This window comes from Phyllobacterium sp. LjRoot231, from assembly GCF_964253365.1.
Lineage (GTDB): Bacteria > Pseudomonadota > Alphaproteobacteria > Rhizobiales > Rhizobiaceae > Phyllobacterium.
In genome coordinates this window covers 1,981,382-2,005,066 of record NZ_CAXUQT020000001.1, presented here as the reverse complement: position 1 = coordinate 2,005,066, position 23,685 = coordinate 1,981,382, and the positions used below count along the sequence as shown (strand labels likewise).

Genomic DNA, 23,685 nt, shown 5'->3' with positions numbered 1-23,685 from the left:
GATGCTGGGATTAGATGGCCATGGTCAAGGTGCCGGATTTAGAGTGACAGTCGTAACCCCTCCGGCGAAGTTGATGCCCTCCTGTCCCTCCACCGAAATGGGCTGCAGGGAAAACGCCTTGCCCGTGCCGCCCACAAGAATGTTTGCACCCGCGCCGGGGCCGACCGAGGCGTTGGCTCCAACACCAGCATAGGAACCTGCGAGGGCCCCTGCAGGAAGTCCGCTGGTCGCCGCAACAACGCCCCAGATCAGGTGCCCCGACGTGACTTCGCCGAGCGCGATCCCAAATTCGTCGATTGACCCGGTGTAGTTGTCGGTATTACCGCCTTTGTCCTGCTTGAATGTGCAGGAGAGTTTTTGCTTCTCCACGACAAACATTCCTATCCCTTTGGAAACGTCGCAGGCGAGCGTTCCAATTTGGGCAGATTCCGCACTTGCATCAAAAGGAATGAACACGGCGGTGCAGAAAAGAATTCTATGAAAAAAAGTCATTCGTAACTCCTATTCTTTTTCGATCATTAGGAAACATCGATGAGACGGCTCCGGCGATGCATTGAAGTGTGGGACCATGTCGCTTTGCCGTTACTTCATCCGGCCGAGGTTGATCAGTTGCACGCGCCGGTTGTCCGCTGCCTTCGGGTTGGCCGGATCGACGGGCATCTCTTGGCCCACACCGACGGAATAAAGCCGGCCTCGCGGAATGGCAAAGGTTGTCGCCAAGGCTTCCGTAATCGCGTCGGCGCGTTCCTGACTCAGTTTCAAGTTGTGTTTGGCATCGCCTGTCGAGCTGGTGTGTCCGACCACGAGGAACTTGTAAAACATCAAATTGGGATGATGCAGGGCATCGGCGATCAAACCGACCGTACGGTATGATTTGGGTTCGATGGCAATAGAATCGTTCTCAAAATCGATCTCGACAAGCAGCTGCGATAGGTTAGCGAGCTGGCTCCAGTTCGGTTGGCTGGCAACGCCTTTGCCAACGTTGGCATTGGCTTCCTGAGTGAGCAAAGCCGGATCGATGGCGGGTGCTGCCTTGGAGACCTGGCTCAGACTGCTGATCAGCTGCTGATTGCTGAGTTGCTGAGCAGAGGCGTTGCCGGCGACTAGCAGAAGTCCCAGTGCCACACCGGCACGGAGTTGACGAATGAACATTTTCTTTCCCCTCATTGTGGTCATGATCTACCGCCAACCTGCATCTGTGATAGCCTGGTTGCATTTGCTGTTATCGACGCGTTTCGACTTTAGCAGGCAGGCAAGAATGTTGCCCTCCCCCTTGACGCCCCCGCAGTATTGAGCGGCATCGTGCGCACAAATCTTGAAGAACCCGGTCTGGGCCGCCTGTCGCTGCTGGATCGAAGCGGTTACCTGCCCAAGCGTGGAGGTGCAGGTCGGCGAAACCTTTGCTTCGTTTTTCTGCAGGCAGTCCTGAATTTGGTTGTTGCCTAGATTGAGGCCTTTACAGACTTTCTTGATGTCCGAGCCACAATCCTTGGCAAGCGCCGTCACCGCATCGGCATAGCTCATGGTATCCGCTCGACCAACCACGGTTAGGGCCAGGTAAGCGATCACGATCGCCCCGCCAATTAAACCAAGTCTGTTCATTGCTCACACTCCCAAGATTGATTCCGGCGGCAGTCTACCGAATGGCCGGGAAGTGGCTATTGTCCTTAAGGGAAGGCAATCGTTCGCCTAAGCGGCCAACGCCTTGTCGATGGCGTCGATCAGGGAGGCAGCCGCAAATGGCTTGCGCAGATACGCAATGCAGCCTGCCCGCGCCGCTTCCGTTTCCAAAGCATCGTCTTCGAGTGCGGTCATGAAAATCACCGGAAGTTTTGAGCCGGAATCCCTCAATTGGCGCTGCAATTCGATCCCGGACATGCCGCCAAGATCGACATCGAGCACAAGACAGTCGATTTTGAGGACGGCGCGGTCCAGGTACGCTTCGGCCGACGAAAATCCTTCTGTCGTAAAGCCGTGGACATTGAGCAGGCGCTGGACACTCCTCAACATACTCGGATCGTCTTCCACGACAGCAATTGTCCATGGCAGCTTTTCCACCTAGTCCTCTTTTCAGCCGGCCTCCGAAGGTTACCAGCTCAACCGATGATAGGGCTCACGGACAACGTCGTATACTGTCCTAAGGGGAAGAGCATCAAGCGCGGCGCACTGGCTCGGGCGAAGTATCCGACAATCCCATTCTCTCGGCAATCGACACGGCTTCCGCCAGCGACTTGGCTCCCAGCTTTTCCATGACGCAGTGCCGATGGGCCTTGACGGTTCGCTCCGACGTGCTGATAGCGTAGGCGATTTGCTTGTTGCGATTGCCGCGGACCATAAGGCCGAACACTTCAGATTCGCGCGGGGTCAAGCTCGCCACGAGGGCCTCGAGAGCATGAACGCGATCATGTTCCGCACGCCGCCTTTCGTACTGGAGCAGGGCCAGGTCGATCGCCTCCTTCAGTGCCTGGCCGGAAGCCGGTTTCTCCAGAAAATCTTCGGCACCCGCCTTAATTGCGCGCACGCCGGCTTGGATGTTGCCTTCGCCGGTGAGATAGATGATCGGGAGCAGCGGCGCTGTTTCAGCAAGACGCTTTTGCAGCTCGGTACCGCTCAGACCGGGCAATTGAAGGTCGAGGAGAATGCAACCCGGTTCTGAATTCGGCAGCTTCGCAAGAAACTGATCGCCTGATTCATAGAACGCCACGCGGAAGCCGTATGCTGCGATCAATCGGCCCACCGCGGTTCGAAACGAGTTGTCGTCGTCGACGATGTGAATGACTGGGTTCATGAGACGCACCCACTCCGGACAAGGGGGAGCACAAAGCGGAAAACAGCGCCCCCTTCGGGGCTGTTGTCCGCCCATATCTTGCCTGCATAGGTTTCGACGATCATTCGCGCGATGGGAAGACCAAGCCCCGTGCCGGTCGGCTTGGTCGTGTAGAACGGGTCGAAAACCCCGACTAACTTTTCGCGGGGGATGCCGCGGCCTGTATCCGAAATCGACAACTCAACCTTGGATTCCTTGGTCAGTCGGGTCTGCAACACCAGCCTTCTCTCGGTCGACGACACATCGAGCATGGAGTCCATCGCGTTGGTGGCGAGATTGAGAATCACCTGCTGGATGTGGACCTTGTCGGCGCGCACCCGCAGCCCCTTCAACGCTGTGTGCGAGGTGATCAGAATGTTCCTCCGCTCGGCCTCCGGTTGGAGAATTCGGATTGAACTGTTGATCACCTCGTTCAAGTCAAATTCCTGCCAGTCGATCTGACTGCGTTTCTTGAGCAGGCCCCGCAGTCGGGCGATGATATCACCGGCGCGCTCGTCGTCTTCCAGTATATCGACGACGATCTGTTTGAGCAGTTTGAGATCGGGCGATTTGCCTTGAAGCAGGAGCTCCGCCGCTTCGGCGTTGCTGCGGATCGCGCCGAGCGGCTGGTTGAGTTCATGCGCGATCGAGGCGGACAGTGTGCCGGCCGTCGCGGACTGATTGAGGTGAACCACCTCAAGGAGGCGAAGCCGCGATTCCAGTTCCGCGGCACGACGGCGGCGGCGTTCGACAAGCAGGCCGGCAATGACGACGCCTTGCGCCGCGATGATGGCGACTGTGGCGAGGATCGCCAGCCAGTGCTCTTCCCAGAGCGTTTTCTCCTTGAACCATTGGACGGTTCCGGGCGGAAGCTGGCTCTCCGACAACCCCCAGCGCTTCAGTTGTCTCGCATCGGCAATATAGGTCGGCGTAGCGTCGGCATTGACAATCGGCTTGCCGGCTATCGCATTGAGGGCGAGGTCGGCAACGGCCAGACCGAGCGACTCGAAAGTGACCATGTTGCCGCCGACGATGCCGTAGTCGATGTAGGTCGGATAAAGACCGTAGAACGGTGCGTTGGCAGTTGCGGCTATCTGCCTGATCGCTTCGCGCGGAATGAAGTTACGGCCGGTGCTGTCTTTAAAAATGGTCAGGGCGAGAACGATGCTGTCGGGGGGGAAATGGGCGGCACGCTCGACGAACTCATCGATCGTCAAATCCTCAAGATAGGTCGTCTCATAGTCCCCGGCGAAAACGGCAAGGGCTGCACGCGCTCTCGTCAGCCATGCCCGGTCAAAGTCTGCGGATCCGCCTATGATGAAGAGTTCGCGCGCTTCCGGTTGCAGACCTCGGGCCATCTCCAGCGTTTTTACGATGTCGAACTCGGTGAAGGCTGCAGCCACGTCAGGGGGCAAGTTCATCTTCAAAGCGCTGGCTCTGCTGAAGCCGGTCGAAATAATCCGCGCGCCCGGAGCGATGGACGTTCTGTTTGAAACGATGAAGGTGGCCGCTTCTCCGCCTAGCGCAATCACCACATCCGGACGACGGTCGGCGTATTTCTCGGTGAGGAACCGCGCCATTTGCTCAAGGTGTACCTTTTCCGGGAATCTCGATAGATCGAGAAATTCGGAGAAAATGTCAACTTTGCCTCCGGTAGCTTCCAGAAGGCGGGCTCTCACCGCTTCACCGGCAGCCGTCGTTGCCGCTATCCGTTCGTCATACGGGTACAGAACAAGGAGACGGGGGAGCCGGCCCACGATCTCCATCGAGACTGCCGGTCCAGCGGCCAGTAGCGGGAGAACCAAGCAAAAGAACGCGACCAAACTCTGGGCGAATCGGCTCGATCGAACCTTCCAATTGCGCACCATGACCGTTCTTGCCCCCACAAGGTGGGTTTATAGTAGCAGATTGTGCGAAGGCCGCTATCCGTGGAAGTATGTAGGTGATCCCGAGGGGAAGCCCGCTCTCCGCGCCTCAGGCCGGATGGTCGTCGAATTGACGGGCCACAGGAACACGCGCCCTTTCGGTAAGACGTCGCCTCATTTGCCCTTAAGTACAATATCACCTCGCACCGCTCTTTCGTACGATACCGGCGACCTGCGCACCATTCTAGGCACGCGGGCTCGAATCTCGAGAAAGTTCTGGTTGAGCAGACGCATAAAGGTGAACACGTCGGTCGCGACGTGCATGTCCTGTCCTGTGCCCTCGTTAATCATCTCGTTCGATCGCAGTCAGGCTGGAAGGTTCAAACGGAGGAACTGACAAATGAACGGCAAATTCTTAAGTTACGGCCTTGGCGCATTGACCGCCACGGCCGTTCTCTTGGGCAGCAGCGCTCTTGGGCCCGCCGAGGCGCAGGAGACGCAAAACAAGCCCAACATCCTCTTCATCATGGGCGATGATATCGGCTGGATGCAGCCCAGCATCTATCACCAGGGCCTGATGGTCGGCGAAACGCCGAACATCGATCGCATCGGCCAGGAAGGTGCGAAATTCATGACCTATTATGCCGAGCAGAGCTGCACGGCTGGTCGTACTGCATTCATCACGGGCATGCAGCCGGTGCGCGTGGGTATGGTCCTGCCGGAAATTCCCGGAAGCCCGTCCTACCTGCGGGCCGGCACACCTCATCTCGCCAGATTCCTGAATGACCTCGGCTACTCGACAGGCGAGTTCGGCAAGAACCATCTCGGAGATACCACCGAATCCCTGCCGACGGCCCACGGGTTCCAGGAATTCTGGGGTTATCTCTATCACCTCGACGCCATGCAGGGTGTCAGCTTCCCCGACATCAACAAATCGCCGACAGAGCAGGGGATCGCGCCACCTTGCATGAATACGCCTATCCCCGGACTGTCCGAGGTTCCAGGCGCTGTCGATCCGAAGACAACGACCTGCCTGACGCCACCGCGTCCGATGCTCGCGTGCGGATCCTCCGACGGGACCCCGGCAAATCAATCCTGCAAGGACGAGGGCCCGCTAACGCTGGAGCGGTCAAAGACTATTGATGAGGAAATCTCCGCCAAGGTCGTCGACTTCCTCGACCGTAACGACCCGAAGAAGACCGATAAGCCGTTCTTCGTCTGGTACAACCCGGCCCGCATGCACATCACGACGGTGTTGCCTGATAAATATTTGAATATGATCGGCGAGCCCGGCGGCAAGGACTGGGGCATGAACGAAGCCGGCATGAAGCAGATGGACGACAATATCGGCGTCGTTCTCAAGAAGCTGGAAGACATGGGCCAGCTCGACAATACCATCGTCGTCTTCACCACCGACAACGGAGCCGAGACGATTACTTTCCCGGATGGCGGCGTCACCCCGTTCAAGGGTGGAAAGCTCAGCACCTGGGAAGGCGGCATGCGGGCCCCGCTGGTCGTGCGCTGGCCGGGGCACATCGAGCCCGGCACGGTCAAGAACGACATCTTCTCGTCGCTCGACTGGGTGCCCACCTTGGTCAACATCGCCGGCGGCCCGAAGGGCGACGAGCTGAAGAAACAGATCGAGGCGGGAACATATCCGAAAGTCGTCAAGACCACGCTCGACGGGATCGATCAGCGTGACTTCCTGGAAGGCAAGTCGCCATCCGCGCGCGACTCGTTCTTGTACTATTCCGGCAAGGAGCCGTCGGCGGTCCGTTACAAGAACTGGAAGATGTATTTCGCCATGGTCTCCGACGACCCGGCTGGCTTCATCTCAGGCGTGCAGCCCTACTCCTGGACGCAGGTCGTCAACATCAAACGCGATCCGTTCGAGACTTCTGTCGGACAGCAGATCAAGACACTCTTCGGTATGGGCGGCTCCATCGCGTCACCGTCCACCGCCTACGTCTATGACTGGAACATCCTGCCCATCGGCCAGGTGCTGTGGCTGAAGCATCTCGAGACCTACATCAACTTCCCGCCGCTCCAGGACCCTGCAAGCTACAATCTGGAGCAGGTGATGGCGCAGGTCCGCAGCATGAAGGTAGGTCACGACTGACGCATCCTCCAATGCTGGACGCCCTCGGGCGTCCGGCTCCTCGATCCCGTTCGTGATGGAGAACCCTCATGTTGTCGTCAAACGCACTCTTAAAGACCGTACTCGCCGGCGTTCTCATCTTGCTGGCCACCGCAATGGCGCAGGCACAGACAGATCCCTTACCGTCATGGAATGATACGGCCCCGAAGGCGGCCGTCCTCGCCTTCGTCGAGAAGGTGACCAAGGAGGGCTCAACCGACTTCGTTGCGGAACCAGAACGCATCGCCGTGTTCGACAATGACGGCACCTTGTGGGTCGAGCATCCGATGTACACTCAGCTCGCCTTCGCCCTTGACCGGGTGAAGGCCGAGGCCGCTTCGCATCCGGAATGGAAGGACACGCAGCCGTTCAAGGCGGTGCTCGAAGGCGACATGAAGACCCTCGCCGCAGCTGGCGAAAAGGGTCTGTTGGAGCTCATCATGGCGACGCACGCCGGAATGACCCACGAGGAGTTCCAGAAGATCGTCACTGACTGGATTGCAACCGCGCGCGACCCGCGGTTCAAGAAGCCTTACACCGAGCTCGTCTACCAGCCGATGCTCGAACTGCTTACCTATTTGCGCGCCAACGGCTTCAAGACCTTCATCGTGTCGGGTGGCGGCATCGAGTTGATGCGGCCGTGGACGGAGAAAGTCTACGGCATCCCGCCCGAACAGGTTGTGGGTTCGTCGATCAAGACGCAGTTCGAGATGAAGGACGGCGCGCCGACCTTGATGCGGCTGCCGCAAGTCAACTTCATTGATGACAAGGCCGGCAAACCCGTTGGTATCAACGAGCACATTGGCCGCCGTCCTATCGCTGCCTTCGGCAATTCCGACGGCGACCTCGAGATGCTGCAGTGGACGACTTTGGGCGACAAACCCGGTTTCGGGCTGATTGTCCATCACACCGATGCGGAACGCGAATACGCCTACGACCGGAATACGGAGTTCGGTCGCCTCGACACGGCCCTCGATGCTGCAGCGGTGAACCAGTGGACCGTTGTCGACATGAAGGCCGACTGGAAACAGATCTTTCCCGAAAAGTGACGCACGTCGGACATTGCAGTCGACTGGCACCTTTCCCGACAACTCGGAGGATACCGTTATGAAGATCCACCATCCCATCGCAGGCTCTATGGCCGTTGCCGCAGGTTTGGCGTTGGCAACGACCGGAGCATTCGCCCAGGATTCCGCCAAGAAGCCCAATGTACCGCTGGAAAAGACCATCGGGACTGTCACGCCGACCGGCCCTGTGCCGTCACTTGCAGTCATCAATTCGGCAGGGGCCAAGCTTGACGGCGGCAAGCTAGTTCTCAGCGGAGTGTCGGCGAATTCCATCGTCTTTGCCGACCGTCCGGTGCGGGCCGCAGGACATGTCGCCACCGAACAGTTCATCATGCAGTGGGATGAGGGCAAGGACAACTTTGCCATTGACCCGCCAAACGCCACGGTATCCGTGCTGGGCGGCGACGGATCAGGTGTGAGTGACGCTGTGGTCACCCTCAAATCTCCGAAGCTCGACGGCGGCAATCTCACATTCGACGTTACGGTTCTCGAAGGAAGCCTGGATGGTGGTTCGGGACCTGCGGCGCTCTTTATCGATCATTTCGGTGGAAGCTTCGGTGGCGGCGGCGGTTTCGGCGGCGGTGGTTTCCATGGAGGCGGGTTTGCCGGGGGTGGGAACTTTGGCGGAGGCGGCTTCCGTGGCGGCGACTTTGCTGCAGGAGATTTCCATGGAGGCTACGCCCATGTCGGTGACGTCAATGTTGCCCATGTCGGCGGGACCTACTGGCATGCTCCGGTCTATCACGGGGCCTGGTATGGCAGCGGTGCGGTAGCAGCAGGAGCGGTAGCGGGTGCTGCCATAGGTGCGGCGGCTGCCAATCCATACTACTACCCGCAATGTGGCTACTATCCCCTTCCACCTTGCTATTGAGTTGCACGTAAGGCTCACGCCGTCTTGGCGCGTGTGAGCCTTGCGTCCTTCCGCGTTCCTCCCTCAAAAACGTATGGCGACGCCGAAGATCGGTCCCTGCTGGACGACGTCGAGGACGAAGCCATCATCGCTGTAGTCGACACCAAGCGCGCGATAACCTGCGACGGCCGAGACCTTGTCGTTGAAACTGTAGCCGATGCCGCCTGCAACATCCCAGTCGACGTTCGCGCCACCGCCGCCGACAAGGCCCCACCCGGTCAGATACACCTTGTCAGTGATGGAATATTTGCCGCGCACGCCGGCCAATCCGTCGACCCAAGTCGCCCCGTCGCTGCGACCGCGACCGTCGAGGATGCCGCCGCTGAACGAAATGTCCGTACTGGCGTGCCAGACCCTCAAGCCTCCGACAAGATCGAGATTGCCCCGCTCATTCTGCAGCACCGAATAGCCGGCACCGATGAGGCCGGCAAATGTTTCGGATGAAACGTCGACGCTGCCGGCAATGATGCCTCGCGGCGTGCCGCGGCCGCTCGAAATCTTGGTGTACATAACATCGGAAAAAATGCTGTAGCGCTCGTAGCGCGCCTCAGCGATCGCCATCGCGGCAAAGTCGAGGTTTTTCAAAATGTCGCCGAAATCCATGTCGAGATGTACAGTCGGCAGGCCGAAAAGCCCGGCGTCACCGGACATGCCCGCGGCCCAGAAGTACGGGGCAATGGCAAAAGTCCAACCCTCCCTCTCGGTCTGCTTGAGTTCGGGTGCCATCGGCGACGTGATGTCGGCTGCCCGAGCCGGACTCGCAGCCATAAGACCTACTCCGATCAATGATATCAACGAAATGGAATATTTCATCTTGTTCCCCCCAACGTCGCTCGGCCGCTGCAACATTGCACGTCAAGACGCGACGCGGTCCAAATTAAATCCCCGCGCGCAAGGTAACACCGTTCCAGCTCGACTGCCATCTACCTTAGGAAGGCATCAATCGGTGTTCAGTGATGATGGTCAAGTTCGCTCAGGGCAAGTCTTACGTCCTGCAGGAAACGGAACAGAGCACCCACCAAAAAGCACAAAGACGCCATAAACAAAGCGGCCGCTCCGGGTTCATGGCGATAACCCAAAAAGGCAACCACAAAACCAACCAACAACAGCACTGCGATCCCGATTCCGCCAATCACCGCCATTTGCAGGGATTGGTTCAATAGTATCTCGCGGCGTTTCAGACGAGCGACATCGGCCTTAAGCCACACCCGCGCGGTGTCGTCATCGGCGATCTGATTGAGGTGCCGGATCCGATCGGTTATCCCTGCCATTCGCCCGATCAGGATCGCCACCAACGCCGCGACAGCGCCGAGCAGGAATGCCGGCGCTACGGCGTGAGAGATCATGTTTGACAACTGTTCGACGTCGACGAAGGGCATTTCCGAGGGTTGCCTGCTGCTATCTGAAAGGAAGCTTATTGACATCCAACATGGCACCGATTGATCTCTTCGGCAAACAGGTGCCTGGCACCAGGTCAACATAACGCCAGTGGCCTTGTGGCATCTTCGTGGCAGGTTTACGCTGCCGGTGCAGCTCTTCCGAGCGACGTCTCAGGAAAATGGCCAGGGGGAGAGGAAATATGAAACCGATCAGACTTGAAGCCGAGCTGGCCATGCGTGTGGGCTTTCGATCCGCCCGCCGTGAGACGGAATATATCGTGGCTGGACCGATCCAGCGCTGATGAACGGCCCGGGCCAAACCATCCGCGACGAACCACGCTGGGCTCCTGCGCTCGCAATACTGGTCGTGCTCGGTCTGTTTGCAGTGCTGCCCCAACATGTGCAGGCGATGCCGGGGTGGGTTTCCCACGTCGTAGCGCTTGTGGTGATCGTGCCCATGATTGTGGTCACACTCACTGCAAACACGTTGTGGATGCGCCTTGAGCGAACCGTAATCATGCTTCTTGGCGCAGCCTACGTCGTCAACACTGCGGCGGAGTTGGCAGACATGATCGGCATCATCACGCTCCACCCACCAGAAACCCGCGCCGTCTCATTGCTCTCCTCATCGCTTGCGATCTGGGTAACCAATGTTTTGACGTTCTCATTACTTTATTGGCAAATCGACCGTGGCGGACCCTCCGCTCGGGTGAACGGGGTGACAACAAAGCCGGATTGGCTCTTTCCACAGGCGGCGGCACCCGAAGTCGCATCACCGGACTGGCAGCCATTGTTCCTCGACTATCTGTATCTCGGATACAATACAGCGACTGCATTCAGTCCAACCGACGTACTTCCGCTTACCAGACGTGCAAAGATGCTGATGATGCTGGAGAGCACGATCTCGCTGTTGACGCTCGTCATCGTCGCCGCCCGCGCGGTCAACGCTATCCCGTAACGTCGTGCAAGCAATAAGTGGTGACCTGGAGATCCAATAGCGTGGGATGGGATTAACAGCACCGCTTAGGCCCGACATTCATCAAAGAGACGGACCTTCGCTCAAAATCAGACAACCATGTCTCTCCGCCAATAAGTCTTAAATGCTGGGGAGGTCTTGACGGTACATCTGAGCTTGTTCTGCTCCCACGCGTTCCGTCATCTCGTGCCGCCGCCGTCATTACCACTCCCGGTTTACAGACCGAGCCCGGCAACAACATAAAACAGTGCTGCAATAAATGCCGCTGCCGGCATGGTGATCAGCCAGGCGACGACGATGTTGCTCGCCAGTCCCCAGCGTACAGCCGAGACACGCCGCGCTGCCCCGACGCCGATGATCGCGCCGGTGATCGTATGGGTCGTCGATACTGGAATACCGAGCCATGTCGCTGCGAACAGCGTGATCGCACCCCCCGTTTCGGCACAGAAACCCTGCATCGGGTTGAGCCGGGTGATCTTGGATCCCATGGTATGGACGATACGCCAGCCGCCGAAAAGCGTGCCAAGCGCCATCGCCGACTGACACGCGATCACGACCCAGAATGGCACACTGAATTCTGTCCCGAGATATCCCTGCGAGAACAGCAGCACCGCGATGATGCCCATGGTCTTCTGCGCGTCATTGCCGCCATGACCGAGGGAATACAGCGAGGCGGAGACAAACTGCAGACCGCGAAATGTGCGGTCGACGGCGAATGGTGTCTGCCGGACAAAAATCCAGGAGACAATCAGCACCAGCAAAAGAGCCAGGAAGAAACCGATCATCGGTGACATGAAGATTGCGCCGACTGTTTTCAGCAGCCCGGTCCAGACGATCGCGTCAAAACCCGTCCTGACCAGTCCGGCACCGACGAGACCACCGACAAGTGCGTGCGACGAACTCGACGGGATTCCGAATATCCATGTGACGATATTCCAGATTATCGCGCCCATGAGCGCGGCAAAAATCAGGCGGGGCGTGACGATCGTGGGATCGATAATCCCGGTCCCCAGTGTCTCCGCAACGTGCAGGCCGAAGAACAGGAAGGCTATGAAGTTGAAGAAGGCAGCCCACAGGACGGCATATTGCGGACGGAGCACCCGCGTGGAGACGATGGTCGCGATTGAATTGGCCGCATCGTGCAGGCCATTGAGAAAATCAAAGAACAAAGCGATAGCAATCAGGCCCACCAGCAGGGGAAAGCTGAGCGCTGCATCCATCAGACGTTCTCGATCACGATGCCGCTGATTTCATCGGCGACATCTTCGAAGCGGTCGACGACCTTTTCCAGTTCGCCGTAAATCTCGCTGCCGATGAAGTAAGCCATGGCATCGGACTTGCCGTAGCGCTGGAACAGGTCCTTCAGTCCTTCATCGTGCAACTCATCGGCACGGCCTTCGACGCGCACGACTTCTTCGGCAATGGCACTCAGCCGGGCCGAATGCGTTCCCACACGGTTGAGAAGCGGAATTGCCTCTGCGATCAATCCCGCGGCTTCTACGATGAGCACGCCCATTTCGTGCATGCGAGGATGAAAGCTTGTTTGCTCGAAAAGCTGGATGGTCTTGACTGTCTTGTGCATCGTGTCGATGGCATCGTCCATCGACTGGATCAGATCCTTGATGTCGCCGCGGTCGAATGGCGTAATGAAACTGCGGCGCACGGCAAGCAACACCTCGCGCGTGATCTCATCGGCTTCACTTTCAAGTTCGATGATGCGATGGCAATGATCATCAAGCTCACCCTCGCCGGCCAGAAGAGCTTTCAGAGATGCCGCTGCCTCGACGACGACGCGCGAATGTTGTGCAAAAAGATCAAAGAAACGGTCTTCACGTGGCAATAAAGCGCGAAACCATTTCAGCATGGCGGGCACATTGTCATTAGCGGGCTTCCAATCAGCTGGCGGCTTAACCCGACATAGCTGGATCAACCTGACACTTCAACTGGGCTGATTGTTCGTGAGTTTAAGAAAGGCCGTAAGTCCGTCAACGGCATCTTCGGATCCGAATCCGTCGAAAAATGGTTAGACGGATAAAGAGAATCTGGTGATAATGAACTTTTTCCGGGTGTGTTCGTGCGGCGATGGAACCAATCAAGGTAAGAGATGTCGACGAAACAGGAAGAGCGTCACGCCAAGAGTGCCGGAAAGACGGCTTCGATGCCGCAGGTTGCCGCCCTGCCCTACCGCATCGGCGATGACGGGCAGGTCGAGATACTCCTGATTACAACCCGACGTACCAAACGCTACATCATCCCCAAAGGATGGCGAATGAAAGGGCGGAGCGACGCGGAGGCAGCCGCAGAGGAAGCCAAGGAAGAAGCCGGCGTTCTCGGCACGGTCTCGAAACATCCGATAGGCCAATATGTCTACTGGAAAGAGCTTTCCAGAATGTCGATTCAAATTCGGGTTTCCGTTTACGCCTTGGCGGTCTCCGAGCAATTGTGGCAGTGGCCCGAACAGGACGAACGCACTAGAATATGGGTACATCCTGACCGGGCAGCAGTCATGATAAGCGATCGCTCTCTCATTCCGTTCATCAAGGAGATAAACAACTTGCGCACAACTACGGATAGATACCCCTAGCAGGATTGCCATGAGTTTGTTTGGTTCGACACCTGTCGGCGGTAGACGGCGAGGATACTGGGGGTTTCCTGAAGGAAGGCTGTCAGGAAGACCGTGCTAGACTCCTCTTCCCTCGGCTGGCGAAGAAAGGCAGTTTACCATGACGAAATCTCCGTTTCTCGCTGCACTCGCATCCGAAGCTCCGCCACCCGACCGGGCGAAGGACATGAACCTATATGGGTGGCTAATCGGAAGCTGGGAAATGGACACCATCCGCCATCTCGCCGACGGCACAACCCAAGGATCGACTGGAGAAATCCATTTCGGATGGGTGCTGGAAGGTCGCGCCATTCAGGATATCTGGATCAGGCCCAAGCGCCCTGCGCCGTCCACAATGTATGGTACGACTTTGCGCATCTTCGATCCAGGCATTGGTGGCTGGCATATTATCTGGAGTGACCCTCTCAACCAAGATTACTCGCGCCAGATCGGACGGGCCGAGGGTAAGGACATTGTTCAGATCGGTGATGACTCGCGTGGCCTGAAAGCTCGATGGCGTTTCACTGAGATCACTGTCGACAGCTTCCATTGGATCGGCGAGGAAAGATCTTCCAACAGCGATCCTTGGCAAATCACTTACGAACATTTTGCCCGCAGAACCGATCCTTGATACTTTTGGGGCAGTTTTGACTGAAAGCGGCACTCCCGCGTTCCACGCTCAATGGTCATTTAGCATGAACCAATATCTGGCGGGTACTTCATGTTCAGATTGGGGCCTCTGAGATCGATGAGGCGAAGCGCTGTCGAGCGAGGGACGCGACACTCCAGATAACTATCTCAGCTGCCGCGTCGAGGATCTTTACGACCGGGCACGCCACCGGATCTGAAACGCCTGTGGACGCTTCTGGGCTGAATAAGCTATTTCTGCATAAACCTGTTGACCAAATGAATTTTGTTCTCTATTTGTTCGTGCATGACCCAGCTCGGAATCCACCTCATACGCTGACCTCGCGCTAAACCGCTCCTGCGGCTGCCGATCATTTTGCGTATGTATGTGGAGGGTCTCATGACCGCTCATACCCCAATCGACATCGATATCCTTGCATCCGTCCGCACGGAGGCTGCGCGGCATTCCTATCATCCGCGCGGCACCGTGCGCTGCGTTGGCGTGCCCCTGTTCCGCAACACGCTTGCAAGAGAATGCGCGTGCTTGCTCGATTTCGATCCGGACATCCTTTCGTGGTCTTGCCTTCCGTTGGAGCTTACCGACAAGAAATCGTTCCATGTCCCGGATTTCAGGATTGAGCGGTCGACAGGTCCGGCTCTCGTCGACGTTTTTCAATCGTTGGACGACGCTTCAGTCAGATGGATCAAGGAACGTGCTCTCGTAGCCGGATTCCAGCACGAGTTCGTTCTGGAGAAGCATATCAATTCAGGCTTCCGACTTCGGAACGCACAAGATCTGCTCCGCTACGCGCGCTGGCGCACCCCATTGGGAGATCGCTTGCGCCTGCTGGCTGCCCTGGACGAGCAGGGTAGCATGACGGTGTCGGAATGCCTGACTGCATTCAGGGAAACGCTTCCCATAGCGGGACTAGCCTCGTTGATCCTGCATCGGTTCCTGGAGATCGAGCTTGATGACGAACTGATCAATCCCGACACGACGGTAAGACGCAGACGCGGTTGAATTCCCTGCCTGAACCGTACCTGCCGACCTCTTTCAGAAACGGCTTCCCATGACCAATCTTACCGAATACCTGCAAACAAAAATCGCCAAGGACGTCGGCCGCTTCCTTGCCCATTGCGCCATTGTCAAGGCATGTCGCGATCAATATCACCTAAGACGAGGCCTGCCCGTCGTTTTGGGCATCGTCGTTCCCGACCCCGGGGATGTGGACATTTACATGGCCGCCTCAGAATACGTTGCCCATAGCGAAGCGCTGGCGCTGGGCTACGGCTTCGGGCGTGACGACAGCGCCACCTTCAAACAGGCGTTCGACGGCAATGGCAAGCGACCCGACAGCGCGGCAATCATGACGGCGCTGGCGACCACGGCCAGGGTCGTGGTTGTGGCCAGTTGCGAAGCAGCCCTCGCCGACCGTTTCGTGCAGGTTGCGGACTCTGTTGTCAGCGTATCGCGTCCGAATGCGCTCCATGTTCAGGCGGCCGTTTATGTTTGCCTCGGCGAACGCATCTCCCATGCCGATGCCTTCTTTATCTCTACGATGCCACTGAAGGTAATTGCCGCCACATTGCGGAAGGGCCGCCCCATCAAGAAATCCATCCTCATGATGAAACGTCTCGTTCAGGACTCGAACGCGCAAACTACGGATACTGCACTTCCACGATTGGAGGACCTGCACGGCCTCGGCGAAGCGGGAAAATGGGGACGCGAACTTGCCGTCGACCTCGCTGACTGGCGATCGGGAAAAATCAACTGGGGCGACATCGACAGAGGTATTTTGTTGAGCGGCCCTCCAGGCACAGGCAAAACGACATTTGCCGGTGCGCTGGCGAGATCCTGCAGCGCGCATCTCGTGATCGCTTCCCTCGCCCGTTGGCAATCGACAGGGCATCTCGGAGATTTGTTGAAAGCGATGCGGGCTTCGTTCAACTCGGCGCGCATCAATACGCCTAGCATTCTTTTCATCGACGAAATCGACGCGGTTGGCGACCGGGACAAGGCGGCCGGCGACAACAAGCAGTATCACATTGAGGTGGTCTCGAGCTTGCTCGAGCAACTCGACGGCGCGGAAAAACGTGAGGGCGTCGTGGTGGTTGGTGCCTGCAACAACCCCGGCCGATTGGACCCCGCCCTGACCAGAGCCGGCCGTCTGGATCGCCATATCGAAATTCCACTTCCCGATGCGGACGCGCGCCTCGGCATCCTGCGGTGGCACCTACGCAACGACCTCAAACATGAGGAACTTGGTGCCGTTGTCGATGCGGCAGAAAGCTGGTCCGGTGCCGCTATTGAAAAGTTGGTCCGAGATAGTCGCAGGCTTGCGCGGCGGCATCGTCGGAAGCTTCAGGTTGGCGACCTCATTGAATCTCTCCCCGCACGGTTCAAATTTTCATCCTCGTTTATGCGCCGCAACGCAATCCATGAAGTCGGGCACGCGCTCGTAGGCCTGGAACTCGGCATCGGAAATCTCGTCGAAATCAGGCTTTCGGACTCAGTGGAAACCAATGGTGCCAGCCACCAGGAGGGCGGGATTGTTCATTTCGATGAGATCGTGCACCTCGAAAGGCTTCCGGCCCAAATTCTGGACAGGATTGCGATGAACGTCGCAGGTGCCGCCGCAGAGCAAGTTGTGTTGGGCGTTCACGGTTCCGGTTGGGCGGGTGTCCGAGGGTCCGATCTTCATAGGGCGACCTTGATGGCCTTGTCGATGGAAGCATCGTACGGCCACGGCCAATCCCTCATCTATCTGGCAGACGACACGGAACCCGAACTGTTTGCCGCGATGAGGTTGAATCCCGTTCTGCAACAAAAGGTCCAGATCATCCTCGCGGAGCAGTTTGGCCGCGCGAAGGATATCTTGAACAGCCGACGCGGCGATCTCGAGGTCGTAGTTGAAGAGCTTCTGAGAAAGCGACGGTTGTCCGGATCCGATCTCCATCGAATCCTCGCAACTCAACCGAAAACCGGAGGGGCATCCCTGTGACGTTGAACCATTTCTCATTCTCTTTGGTCGCCGTTCCTTTTCCGATGCGCCCCACGCGAATATCGATCAGCGCGTAAGCGGAACGCTGCCGCAACGATAATTCAACAATTAAAACTCTGAAACCTCGCTTCCGCGATGGAGAGCCATTATGCAAATCATCAATGATGCCGACCAGGCTGCACAAAAACTCAATGTTGAAATCGAAACTCTCGAACATCTGCTCCGCGATTTGAAGCGCCTCCGCAGCGGAAACTTCCCCGACAAGAAGGAGTTGGCAACGGCACCCCTCATCGATCAATGGTCCGTCGGAACAAGACCCCTTCCCTGTCTTTACGGCGTGATCTCAGGCCACCCTCGTTTCCGGACGTCGGAAGGTGTCACCAGCGACGTTTGGGTGATGTCGCCCAACCTCAAGTTCGTCCGGACGTTGTCCCGGTATTACCGGCTGGGAGTCCGCGCTGAGACAGGATGATCTATCGCAATGCCGTAGACGATATGGACCAGTACAATATTACCACATCTTGTGCTATCTGCATTTTTTTGGTATGCATGTTGTATGTTCGTGCAGGAGATTGCATTTGGGTAGCCTTTTTGATCCACCTTTCCCAAAGCCGAGTGGCCTGAGCCTCCTTGGCGCTCTAATGGCCCCGACATCAAATACCACACAGTCGGAAGGCTTGTTGGGTCTCGGAAGCCTTATCTCGCCTACTCCCGTATCGCCCTTTGCTGCTGCTCTTGACATCAAGGGTGGCGGGCTCCTGGGGCTTTTGTCCGATCAATACCGCATTCGAAGTGAATGGAACGAAAGGTTTTCCCATTGGGAGCGCAGCGAAAGCACCAGCGAGACGCAGCGCATAGAACGTGCTCGGAACATGGTGCATAATGTACTGACGAAGAACACGTGGTTGTCCTCCCAACGGGTTTCGCTCGTGCCGCAGGGCAGCTTCACAAACCGGACCAATACCCGTCTGGAGGCTGACATTGATTTACGTGTCCAGCACCCCGCAATCAAAATAGAGTATTTGAATGGGATTGATCCCCAGGCGGCCTGGCGCGACGGAGGGTATGTCGCACTTGAACCGACGTTCGGCGAATTGTCGACACAAATGCGGACAGAAATCATCGCCGATCTCATCCGTATCTTTGGCGCAGACAAAGTCAACGCAGACGGTAATAAGGCCATCAGAGTCAGCGGACTCGATGGTAGCCGAGCAGAAGTTGATGTCGTTCCTGCCTTCAGACTCCATCGCATAACAGGAAATTCGCTGATTGGTGGCGTAACAGGAATTGAGGGCGTAGCAATTCTGTCACGCGATGGACAATGGACGGAAAATTATCCAGACCAGCACCTTGCCAACGGTCGCGCAAAAAGATTGGCCACTGGCCATCAGTTCAAGAGAACGGTCCGCATCGTAAAACGGCTGCGGGCCGATATGGCTGATCGGGGTGTTTTCAACGCAAAGGTTCCTTCGTTCCTCATCGAATGTCTGGTTTATCTGGTCGAGGACCACGCGTTTATGGTCGCCGCGGATGATCGCTATGATCGCGTCAAACGCGTATTGAACCGGATCGTCCAAATTCTGGAAAATCCGCTTCTTGCCTATAGCGCTACTGAGATTAACGGAGTCAAATTGCTGTTCGGCGGGAATCAAGCCTGGACTTTGGAAACGGCTAGAAGCTTCTCCAAGTTCGCCTTGGCTCATTTGGGCAACGCTTAATGTGGTCACTACTCTCGAAACGGTATCAATTGACTATTGTTATCGCGTCGGCCTTTCTAGTCGTCGTTGCAATAGAAGCCGCCTACGGTCTTGCGCTCGGCAATGAACCACCGATTTTCAAGCTGCTTTCACTTACGGTAACCGTCGTAGGGGGAATGTTGACACTGGTTTTAAACAAACTGTGGCCATGGATCTGGCGAACGTTTCCCAATATCCAAAAGAGCACTTTTCCCGATTTGAATGGTACCTGGGAAGGCCATCTGATCCCCACCTGGGTCGATCCAACGACAGCTCTTCAAACCCCGCCCATCGTGGCAGTGATAACGATACGCCAAAATCTGTTTTCGACGTCGATCACGCTAAAAACCACCGAATCCAATTCTCGCTCCACGCGTTCAATTCTTGAGGCGTTTCGCGATATAGGAAAATTCCGCATTTGGTACAGCTACAACAACGATCCTCAGGCGCAAATCCAACATCGTAGCTCCCCGCATGAAGGAGTGGCGTTCCTGGACCTCGATTATGACGCTGACCCGCATAAATTGACTGGCCGCTATTACACTGAACGTAAGACAACGGGCGATATCATCGTTCAAAGGAAACGCCCCGGTCGTCCACGGAAAATATAGCTTGAGAGAATCAAAGGATTCGTTGTTTTGACATCCGGTCAGGTCAGCGTTCCTAATGGGATTTGTCATATCACCTAAGACAGGCGAGCTATCTTCCAACAGCAAACCCGTTGGTCGAGCATGGCCTGTGGCGATCTCCCACCGCTCAAGCGGATTGCCGCGCTTTCGAGCCGCCATCGAATCCCCCATCGAGAATCAATTAAACGGCCATAATGCTGCAAAAGCGGTTTGTAGATCGTTGAACAGCGGCAAAAAAGAGGCTTGAGTCGAGCTTCTCGCCGGAACGAGTCAGACTCTCCCGGCAAATGAGTCAGGCTTATGCTAGTCGCTACAATAAATGCCGAGTATCCTTACTGCAGCAACTCTTTCACAATGGTGCTGGCCTTGCTGAAATCCATCTGGCCGGCATATCTTTCCTTCAGCACATTCATGCTCTTGCCCATGTCGCGCAGGCCGCTCGCACCGATTTCATCGATAACCTGCTTGGCCACCTGGCGAATCTCAGCCTCGCTCAACTGTTTCGGCATGAAGTCGCGAATGATCTCGATTTCCGCACGTTCCTGCTCGGCAAGTTCCAGCCGATTGCCCTCTTCATAAAGCTTTGCAGACTCTTCACGCTGCTTGATCATCTTGGCAAGAATGGAGCTTATCTCATCATTCGTTGCAGGGTCCTTGCCCGTACCCCGGTTGAGAATATCGCGATCCTTGATTGCGGCCATGATCAGGCGCAGCGTCGGTACGCGGCGCTTGTCCTGTGCCTTGATGGCTGTGGTCAGTGCCCCGGCGATCGTATCGCGCATATCTATATTCTCCTTGTCCCGCGCACTCTATGGCTGGCCCCACGCGAAAACAATCATAGTCCCATGCGGCTTGGCATGATTCCACGAAGAGTTCTTGTGTCGCAATTGACCTTAGGCGCGGCTTTGTTTATGGACTGGATCTTACCCAGACATTTTGTTGTTGCTGCGGTGGGGAGCCTTATCACCACCGCGTTCAGCCATGTCATATGGAATATTGAACGGCATTTTTCAACGCCGACAACGACGCAAGCCCACGTTCAGGAGTGCCGCATGACCGCCACAACAACGACAGAAGCCGGTACACAGCCAAAGACCGCGGGCTGGACAGAATTCAAGCCGACCGCCGTGCTGGTCCTGGCCGATGGCACGGTCATCGAAGGCAAGGGCCTTGGCGCAACGGGCATCTGCGAAGCGGAGGTCTGCTTCAATACCGCGCTCACCGGCTATGAGGAAATTCTCACCGATCCGTCCTATGCCGGCCAGATCGTCACCTTCACCTTTCCGCATATCGGCAATGTCGGCACCAACAAGGAAGACATTGAGGACCTGACCCCGGCCAATCGCGCTGGTGCGGTTGGAGCGATCTTCAAGGCTGATATTACCGCACCTTCCAGCTACCGCGCCGCCGACCATCTCGATCATTGGCTGAAAGCGCGCGGCGTCATTGCCCTCGCCGGTGTCGATACACGTGCCTTGACTGCTCTCATCCGCGAAAAGGGCATGCCCAATGCGGTGATTGCGCATGATCCGAACGGGAAGTTCGACATTCCGGCGCTGAAAAAACGCGCAGCTGCCTGGCATGGTTTGCTCAACCTCGATCTTGCCAAAGAGGTTACATCCGGCCAGAGCTCCGTATGGACCGAAAAGCCATGGGTGTGGAATGAAGGCTTTGACCAGCAAACGGCGCCGGAATTCCACGTCGTCGCTATCGATTACGGCATCAAGCGCAATATCCTGCGGCTCATCGCCGGTCTCGGTGCAAAGATCACCATTCTCCCTGCATCGGCCACCGCTGCAGACGTTCTAGCCTACAAACCCGACGGTATTTTTCTTTCGAATGGGCCTGGCGACCCAGCTGCGACCGGCCAATATGCTGTACCTGCGATCAAGGAACTTATCAAAACCGACATCCCGGTTTTTGGCATCTGCCTCGGTCACCAGATGCTGGCGCTGGCGCTCGGCGGCGATACAAAGAAAATGCATCAGGGTCATCACGGCGCCAATCATCCGGTGCGCGACGACACGACCGGCAAGGTCGAAATCGTCTCGATGAACCATGGTTTTGCCGTCGACGCGGAGTCCTTCCCGGACGGCGTCGAGGAAACCCACGTCTCGCTTTTCGACGGCAGCAATTGCGGTCTGCGTGTCGTGGGGCGTCCGGTCTTCTCGGTTCAGCATCATCCGGAAGCGTCGCCCGGCCCGCAGGACTCACATTATCTGTTCCGCCGGTTCTTCAATCTGATCCGGGAGAGCAAAGGCCTCGAGACGCTGCCCGAGCGGGAACTGCATAATTGAGGATGGCTCTTGTGGTGCGTGGTTCGACAAGCTCACCATGAGGGAAGTTTGCGAACTTATAAGCAAATCTCCAGCGGTCGTGCTAGGGCTTCATGCGGCGCTCCACCTCCCTCATGGTGAGCTTGTCGAACCACGCACACTTGTTTAAGCGACGTCCTTCCCCGTGCTCGCCTTTAGAATGGCAAACCATTGCTGGCGCTCGAGCTCTATATCGAGCGCCGCTGCCATTGCAGCCAGCCGCTCAGTCTTGAGACTGCCAAGAACCGGGATCAGCCGCGCCGGATGGCGCAAGAGCCACGCGATAGCAACGGCCGATATGTCGCCGCCACCCACTTCGTCCGCCACTGCCTTCAAAGCCTCGCGCACGCGTTGTTCTTGCACCCCATCTCCGGTGAACAGACTACCGCCACCAAGCGGTGACCAGATCATCGACGCATAGCGCAGGCGTTGCGCGTGATCGAGACTACCATCAAATAACGGCGTGGTATTCACGACAGACATTTCGATCTGGTTGGTGACCAGGGGGAATGGCAATCGCGAAGCCAGCAGATCGAACTGCGATGGCGAAAAATTGGAAACGCCGACTGCCCTCACCTTCCCTGTCTTGACGACACTCTCAAGTGCGGCCGCTGTTCCATCCGCGTACATCAGCGGATCGGGACGATGGATGAGCAATAGATCGATATAGTCGGTGTGCAGGTTCTTGAGGGAGCGATCCACCGAGGCTTTGATGTGTGCAGCGCTGGTATCGTAATGCTTGATCCGGTTATCAGGCCGTGCATCCGACTTCAGCATGATATCGCATTTGGTGACCAGCTCAATCGCCTCGCGCTTGCCGCCCCAGCGCTTGAGTCCCGCGCCAAATGCCTCTTCAACGCCGTAATTTCCATAAATATCCGCATGATCGAAGCTCGTCATGCCAAGATCGATTGCCGCAGCGATAAGCCTTGCCACACTGTCTGCATCGGGCTTCGGACCGTTCAGCAGGCGCCAGGCCCCAAGAACCAGCCGAGACAGGGTCAGGCCTTGAGCATTGAGCGCAATACGCTTTTCATAGGACATAGAAAAATCACCTCGGTTGGAATAGTTGTTGTTGCGATCAATATATTACCTGCGACCCTTCACGGAACGTGGAAAAATAGGAGTATCGACCATGTCGGAACAGCGCCCGCCCCTGCCTCCGTTCACTCACGAAACCGCGGTGCAAAAAGTCCGCGGCGCGGAGGACGGTTGGAACAGCCGCAACCCCGAGCGCGTATCGCTCGCCTATACGATCGACAGCTATTGGCGTAATCGAGCAGAGTTTGTGGAGGGACGCGAAGCGATTGTGGCTTTCCTCACGCGCAAGTGGAATCGCGAGCTCGATTACCGGCTGATCAAAGAGCTTTGGGCATTCACCGACAATCGCATCGCCGTTCGCTTCGCCTATGAATATCATGACGATTCGGGTAACTGGTTCCGCGCCTACGGCAATGAAAACTGGGAATTCGACGAAAACGGACTGATGCGCAAGCGGTTTGCCTGCATCAACGACCTGCCAATCAAGGAGTCCGAACGAAAGTTCCATTGGGATCGTTCCGGACCGCGTCCGGTGGATCATCCCGGCCTGTCAGACTTGGGGCTGTAATTATGGCGTAGCCGAACGTTCGGAC

General features: G+C 56.9%; 25 protein-coding genes. 13 read left to right on the top strand and 12 right to left on the bottom strand.

What is annotated here, in order from left to right:
- Window positions 1–24: 24 nt before the first annotated feature.
- The 6 genes from ACSQ3H_RS09870 to ACSQ3H_RS09845 all read right to left on the bottom strand — a co-directional run bounded on the left by ACSQ3H_RS09870 (window position 25) and on the right by ACSQ3H_RS09845 (window position 4,674).
- Complete coding sequence (locus tag ACSQ3H_RS09870; RefSeq protein WP_436116894.1) at window positions 25–492, bottom strand: DUF992 domain-containing protein; 468 nt, start codon at window positions 490–492, stop codon at window positions 25–27.
- 90 nt (window positions 493–582) lie between these two features.
- Window positions 583–1,152 carry an OmpA family protein gene (locus tag ACSQ3H_RS09865; RefSeq protein WP_436116893.1) on the bottom strand — a complete coding sequence of 190 codons (570 nt, stop codon included), beginning with the start codon at window positions 1,150–1,152 and terminating at the stop codon, window positions 583–585.
- 27 nt (window positions 1,153–1,179) lie between these two features.
- Window positions 1,180–1,602 carry a hypothetical protein gene (locus tag ACSQ3H_RS09860; RefSeq protein WP_436116892.1) on the bottom strand — a complete coding sequence of 141 codons (423 nt, stop codon included), beginning with the start codon at window positions 1,600–1,602 and terminating at the stop codon, window positions 1,180–1,182.
- 87 nt (window positions 1,603–1,689) lie between these two features.
- Window positions 1,690–2,058, bottom strand: coding sequence for a response regulator transcription factor (locus tag ACSQ3H_RS09855; RefSeq protein WP_436116891.1), 369 nt, complete (start codon window positions 2,056–2,058; stop codon window positions 1,690–1,692).
- Window positions 2,059–2,152: 94 nt separating this feature from the next.
- Window positions 2,153–2,788 carry a response regulator transcription factor gene (locus ACSQ3H_RS09850; RefSeq protein ID WP_436116890.1) on the bottom strand — a complete coding sequence of 212 codons (636 nt, stop codon included), beginning with the start codon at window positions 2,786–2,788 and terminating at the stop codon, window positions 2,153–2,155.
- Window positions 2,785–4,674, bottom strand: coding sequence for a sensor histidine kinase (locus tag ACSQ3H_RS09845; RefSeq protein WP_436116889.1), 1,890 nt, complete (start codon window positions 4,672–4,674; stop codon window positions 2,785–2,787). Before ACSQ3H_RS09845 ends, ACSQ3H_RS09850 begins: the two co-directional genes overlap by 4 nt.
- A 397-nt stretch (window positions 4,675–5,071) precedes the next feature.
- On the opposite strand from ACSQ3H_RS09845, the gene ACSQ3H_RS09840 reads away from it, so the two are divergent.
- From ACSQ3H_RS09840 to ACSQ3H_RS09830, 3 genes are all read left to right on the top strand, one after another.
- Window positions 5,072–6,790 (top strand): arylsulfatase, encoded by a 1,719-nt coding sequence (locus ACSQ3H_RS09840; RefSeq protein ID WP_436116888.1) that lies wholly within the window; start codon window positions 5,072–5,074, stop codon window positions 6,788–6,790.
- A gap of 68 nt (window positions 6,791–6,858) precedes the next feature.
- Window positions 6,859–7,857 carry an HAD family hydrolase gene (locus tag ACSQ3H_RS09835; protein ID WP_436116887.1) on the top strand — a complete coding sequence of 333 codons (999 nt, stop codon included), beginning with the start codon at window positions 6,859–6,861 and terminating at the stop codon, window positions 7,855–7,857.
- 58 nt (window positions 7,858–7,915) lie between these two features.
- Window positions 7,916–8,746 (top strand): hypothetical protein, encoded by an 831-nt coding sequence (locus ACSQ3H_RS09830; protein ID WP_436116886.1) that lies wholly within the window; start codon window positions 7,916–7,918, stop codon window positions 8,744–8,746.
- 63 nt (window positions 8,747–8,809) lie between these two features.
- Here ACSQ3H_RS09830 and ACSQ3H_RS09825 read toward each other — a convergent pair whose 3' ends face one another.
- Together ACSQ3H_RS09825 and ACSQ3H_RS09820 are read right to left on the bottom strand one after the other, a co-directional pair.
- The gene (locus ACSQ3H_RS09825; protein WP_436116885.1) at window positions 8,810–9,598 is read right to left on the bottom strand and encodes a hypothetical protein; all 789 of its coding nucleotides are present in this window, start codon (window positions 9,596–9,598) and stop codon (window positions 8,810–8,812) included.
- 137 nt (window positions 9,599–9,735) lie between these two features.
- A complete protein-coding gene (locus ACSQ3H_RS09820; protein WP_436116884.1) occupies window positions 9,736–10,164 on the bottom strand; it encodes a DUF2721 domain-containing protein in 429 nt (142 codons plus the stop codon).
- Between the two features lie 301 nt (window positions 10,165–10,465).
- Here ACSQ3H_RS09820 and ACSQ3H_RS09815 point away from each other — a divergent pair, with 301 nt between their 5' ends.
- Complete coding sequence (locus ACSQ3H_RS09815; RefSeq protein WP_436116883.1) at window positions 10,466–11,122, top strand: hypothetical protein; 657 nt, start codon at window positions 10,466–10,468, stop codon at window positions 11,120–11,122.
- A gap of 233 nt (window positions 11,123–11,355) precedes the next feature.
- Here the strand turns inward: ACSQ3H_RS09815 and ACSQ3H_RS09810 are convergent, their stop codons facing one another.
- Both ACSQ3H_RS09810 and ACSQ3H_RS09805 read right to left on the bottom strand, forming a co-directional pair.
- Window positions 11,356–12,360, bottom strand: coding sequence for an anion permease (locus ACSQ3H_RS09810; RefSeq protein ID WP_436116882.1), 1,005 nt, complete (start codon window positions 12,358–12,360; stop codon window positions 11,356–11,358).
- Window positions 12,360–13,004 (bottom strand): DUF47 domain-containing protein, encoded by a 645-nt coding sequence (locus ACSQ3H_RS09805; protein ID WP_436116881.1) that lies wholly within the window; start codon window positions 13,002–13,004, stop codon window positions 12,360–12,362. Before ACSQ3H_RS09805 ends, ACSQ3H_RS09810 begins: the two co-directional genes overlap by 1 nt.
- A gap of 240 nt (window positions 13,005–13,244) precedes the next feature.
- On the opposite strand from ACSQ3H_RS09805, the gene ACSQ3H_RS09800 reads away from it, so the two are divergent.
- The 7 genes from ACSQ3H_RS09800 to ACSQ3H_RS09770 all read left to right on the top strand — a co-directional run bounded on the left by ACSQ3H_RS09800 (window position 13,245) and on the right by ACSQ3H_RS09770 (window position 19,718).
- On the top strand, window positions 13,245–13,724 hold the full coding sequence (locus ACSQ3H_RS09800) for an NUDIX hydrolase (protein WP_436116880.1): 480 nt from the start codon (window positions 13,245–13,247) through the stop codon (window positions 13,722–13,724).
- Window positions 13,725–13,863: 139 nt separating this feature from the next.
- Window positions 13,864–14,373 carry a hypothetical protein gene (locus ACSQ3H_RS09795; protein ID WP_436116879.1) on the top strand — a complete coding sequence of 170 codons (510 nt, stop codon included), beginning with the start codon at window positions 13,864–13,866 and terminating at the stop codon, window positions 14,371–14,373.
- Between the two features lie 396 nt (window positions 14,374–14,769).
- Window positions 14,770–15,390, top strand: a complete 621-nt coding sequence (locus tag ACSQ3H_RS09790; protein WP_436116878.1) for a hypothetical protein — start codon at window positions 14,770–14,772, stop codon at window positions 15,388–15,390.
- Window positions 15,391–15,439: 49 nt separating this feature from the next.
- The gene (locus tag ACSQ3H_RS09785; RefSeq protein WP_436116877.1) at window positions 15,440–17,371 is read left to right on the top strand and encodes an AAA family ATPase; all 1,932 of its coding nucleotides are present in this window, start codon (window positions 15,440–15,442) and stop codon (window positions 17,369–17,371) included.
- 148 nt (window positions 17,372–17,519) lie between these two features.
- Window positions 17,520–17,843 (top strand): hypothetical protein, encoded by a 324-nt coding sequence (locus ACSQ3H_RS09780; protein WP_436116876.1) that lies wholly within the window; start codon window positions 17,520–17,522, stop codon window positions 17,841–17,843.
- A 106-nt stretch (window positions 17,844–17,949) separates the two neighbouring features.
- The gene (locus ACSQ3H_RS09775) at window positions 17,950–19,089 is read left to right on the top strand and encodes a hypothetical protein (RefSeq protein WP_436116875.1); all 1,140 of its coding nucleotides are present in this window, start codon (window positions 17,950–17,952) and stop codon (window positions 19,087–19,089) included.
- 29 nt (window positions 19,090–19,118) lie between these two features.
- Complete coding sequence (locus tag ACSQ3H_RS09770) at window positions 19,119–19,718, top strand: hypothetical protein (protein WP_436116874.1); 600 nt, start codon at window positions 19,119–19,121, stop codon at window positions 19,716–19,718.
- Between the two features lie 350 nt (window positions 19,719–20,068).
- On the opposite strand, the gene ACSQ3H_RS09765 is transcribed toward ACSQ3H_RS09770, so the two are convergent.
- Window positions 20,069–20,518 carry a GatB/YqeY domain-containing protein gene (locus ACSQ3H_RS09765; RefSeq protein ID WP_436116873.1) on the bottom strand — a complete coding sequence of 150 codons (450 nt, stop codon included), beginning with the start codon at window positions 20,516–20,518 and terminating at the stop codon, window positions 20,069–20,071.
- Window positions 20,519–20,788: 270 nt separating this feature from the next.
- Between ACSQ3H_RS09765 and carA the strand changes: the two genes are divergently transcribed.
- Window positions 20,789–22,033, top strand: a complete 1,245-nt coding sequence (carA, locus tag ACSQ3H_RS09760) for a glutamine-hydrolyzing carbamoyl-phosphate synthase small subunit (protein ID WP_436116872.1) — start codon at window positions 20,789–20,791, stop codon at window positions 22,031–22,033.
- A 144-nt stretch (window positions 22,034–22,177) separates the two neighbouring features.
- Here the strand turns inward: carA and ACSQ3H_RS09755 are convergent, their stop codons facing one another.
- The gene (locus ACSQ3H_RS09755) at window positions 22,178–23,095 is read right to left on the bottom strand and encodes an aldo/keto reductase (protein ID WP_436116871.1); all 918 of its coding nucleotides are present in this window, start codon (window positions 23,093–23,095) and stop codon (window positions 22,178–22,180) included.
- A 91-nt stretch (window positions 23,096–23,186) separates the two neighbouring features.
- Between ACSQ3H_RS09755 and ACSQ3H_RS09750 the strand changes: the two genes are divergently transcribed.
- Complete coding sequence (locus tag ACSQ3H_RS09750) at window positions 23,187–23,660, top strand: DUF1348 family protein (RefSeq protein ID WP_436116870.1); 474 nt, start codon at window positions 23,187–23,189, stop codon at window positions 23,658–23,660.
- Window positions 23,661–23,685 lie beyond the last annotated feature (25 nt).

What these genes read in the sequence shown, in the direction of transcription:
- ACSQ3H_RS09870 (WP_436116894.1), bottom strand. Translation starts at nt 492, where the DNA reads ATGACTTTTTTTCATAGAATTCTTTTCTGCACCGCCGTGTTCATTCCT.
- ACSQ3H_RS09865 (WP_436116893.1), bottom strand. Translation starts at nt 1,152, where the DNA reads ATGTTCATTCGTCAACTCCGTGCCGGTGTGGCACTGGGACTTCTGCTA.
- ACSQ3H_RS09860 (WP_436116892.1), bottom strand. Translation starts at nt 1,602, where the DNA reads ATGAACAGACTTGGTTTAATTGGCGGGGCGATCGTGATCGCTTACCTG.
- ACSQ3H_RS09850 (WP_436116890.1), bottom strand. Translation starts at nt 2,788, where the DNA reads ATGAACCCAGTCATTCACATCGTCGACGACGACAACTCGTTTCGAACC.
- ACSQ3H_RS09845 (WP_436116889.1), bottom strand. Translation starts at nt 4,674, where the DNA reads ATGGTGCGCAATTGGAAGGTTCGATCGAGCCGATTCGCCCAGAGTTTG.
- ACSQ3H_RS09840 (WP_436116888.1), top strand. Translation starts at nt 5,072, where the DNA reads ATGAACGGCAAATTCTTAAGTTACGGCCTTGGCGCATTGACCGCCACG.
- ACSQ3H_RS09835 (WP_436116887.1), top strand. Translation starts at nt 6,859, where the DNA reads ATGTTGTCGTCAAACGCACTCTTAAAGACCGTACTCGCCGGCGTTCTC.
- ACSQ3H_RS09830 (WP_436116886.1), top strand. Translation starts at nt 7,916, where the DNA reads ATGAAGATCCACCATCCCATCGCAGGCTCTATGGCCGTTGCCGCAGGT.
- ACSQ3H_RS09825 (WP_436116885.1), bottom strand. Translation starts at nt 9,598, where the DNA reads ATGAAATATTCCATTTCGTTGATATCATTGATCGGAGTAGGTCTTATG.
- ACSQ3H_RS09820 (WP_436116884.1), bottom strand. Translation starts at nt 10,164, where the DNA reads ATGCCCTTCGTCGACGTCGAACAGTTGTCAAACATGATCTCTCACGCC.
- ACSQ3H_RS09815 (WP_436116883.1), top strand. Translation starts at nt 10,466, where the DNA reads ATGAACGGCCCGGGCCAAACCATCCGCGACGAACCACGCTGGGCTCCT.
- ACSQ3H_RS09810 (WP_436116882.1), bottom strand. Translation starts at nt 12,360, where the DNA reads ATGGATGCAGCGCTCAGCTTTCCCCTGCTGGTGGGCCTGATTGCTATC.
- ACSQ3H_RS09805 (WP_436116881.1), bottom strand. Translation starts at nt 13,004, where the DNA reads ATGCTGAAATGGTTTCGCGCTTTATTGCCACGTGAAGACCGTTTCTTT.
- ACSQ3H_RS09800 (WP_436116880.1), top strand. Translation starts at nt 13,245, where the DNA reads ATGTCGACGAAACAGGAAGAGCGTCACGCCAAGAGTGCCGGAAAGACG.
- ACSQ3H_RS09795 (WP_436116879.1), top strand. Translation starts at nt 13,864, where the DNA reads ATGACGAAATCTCCGTTTCTCGCTGCACTCGCATCCGAAGCTCCGCCA.
- ACSQ3H_RS09790 (WP_436116878.1), top strand. Translation starts at nt 14,770, where the DNA reads ATGACCGCTCATACCCCAATCGACATCGATATCCTTGCATCCGTCCGC.
- ACSQ3H_RS09785 (WP_436116877.1), top strand. Translation starts at nt 15,440, where the DNA reads ATGACCAATCTTACCGAATACCTGCAAACAAAAATCGCCAAGGACGTC.
- ACSQ3H_RS09780 (WP_436116876.1), top strand. Translation starts at nt 17,520, where the DNA reads ATGCAAATCATCAATGATGCCGACCAGGCTGCACAAAAACTCAATGTT.
- ACSQ3H_RS09765 (WP_436116873.1), bottom strand. Translation starts at nt 20,518, where the DNA reads ATGCGCGATACGATCGCCGGGGCACTGACCACAGCCATCAAGGCACAG.
- carA (WP_436116872.1), top strand. Translation starts at nt 20,789, where the DNA reads ATGACCGCCACAACAACGACAGAAGCCGGTACACAGCCAAAGACCGCG.
- ACSQ3H_RS09755 (WP_436116871.1), bottom strand. Translation starts at nt 23,095, where the DNA reads ATGTCCTATGAAAAGCGTATTGCGCTCAATGCTCAAGGCCTGACCCTG.
- ACSQ3H_RS09750 (WP_436116870.1), top strand. Translation starts at nt 23,187, where the DNA reads ATGTCGGAACAGCGCCCGCCCCTGCCTCCGTTCACTCACGAAACCGCG.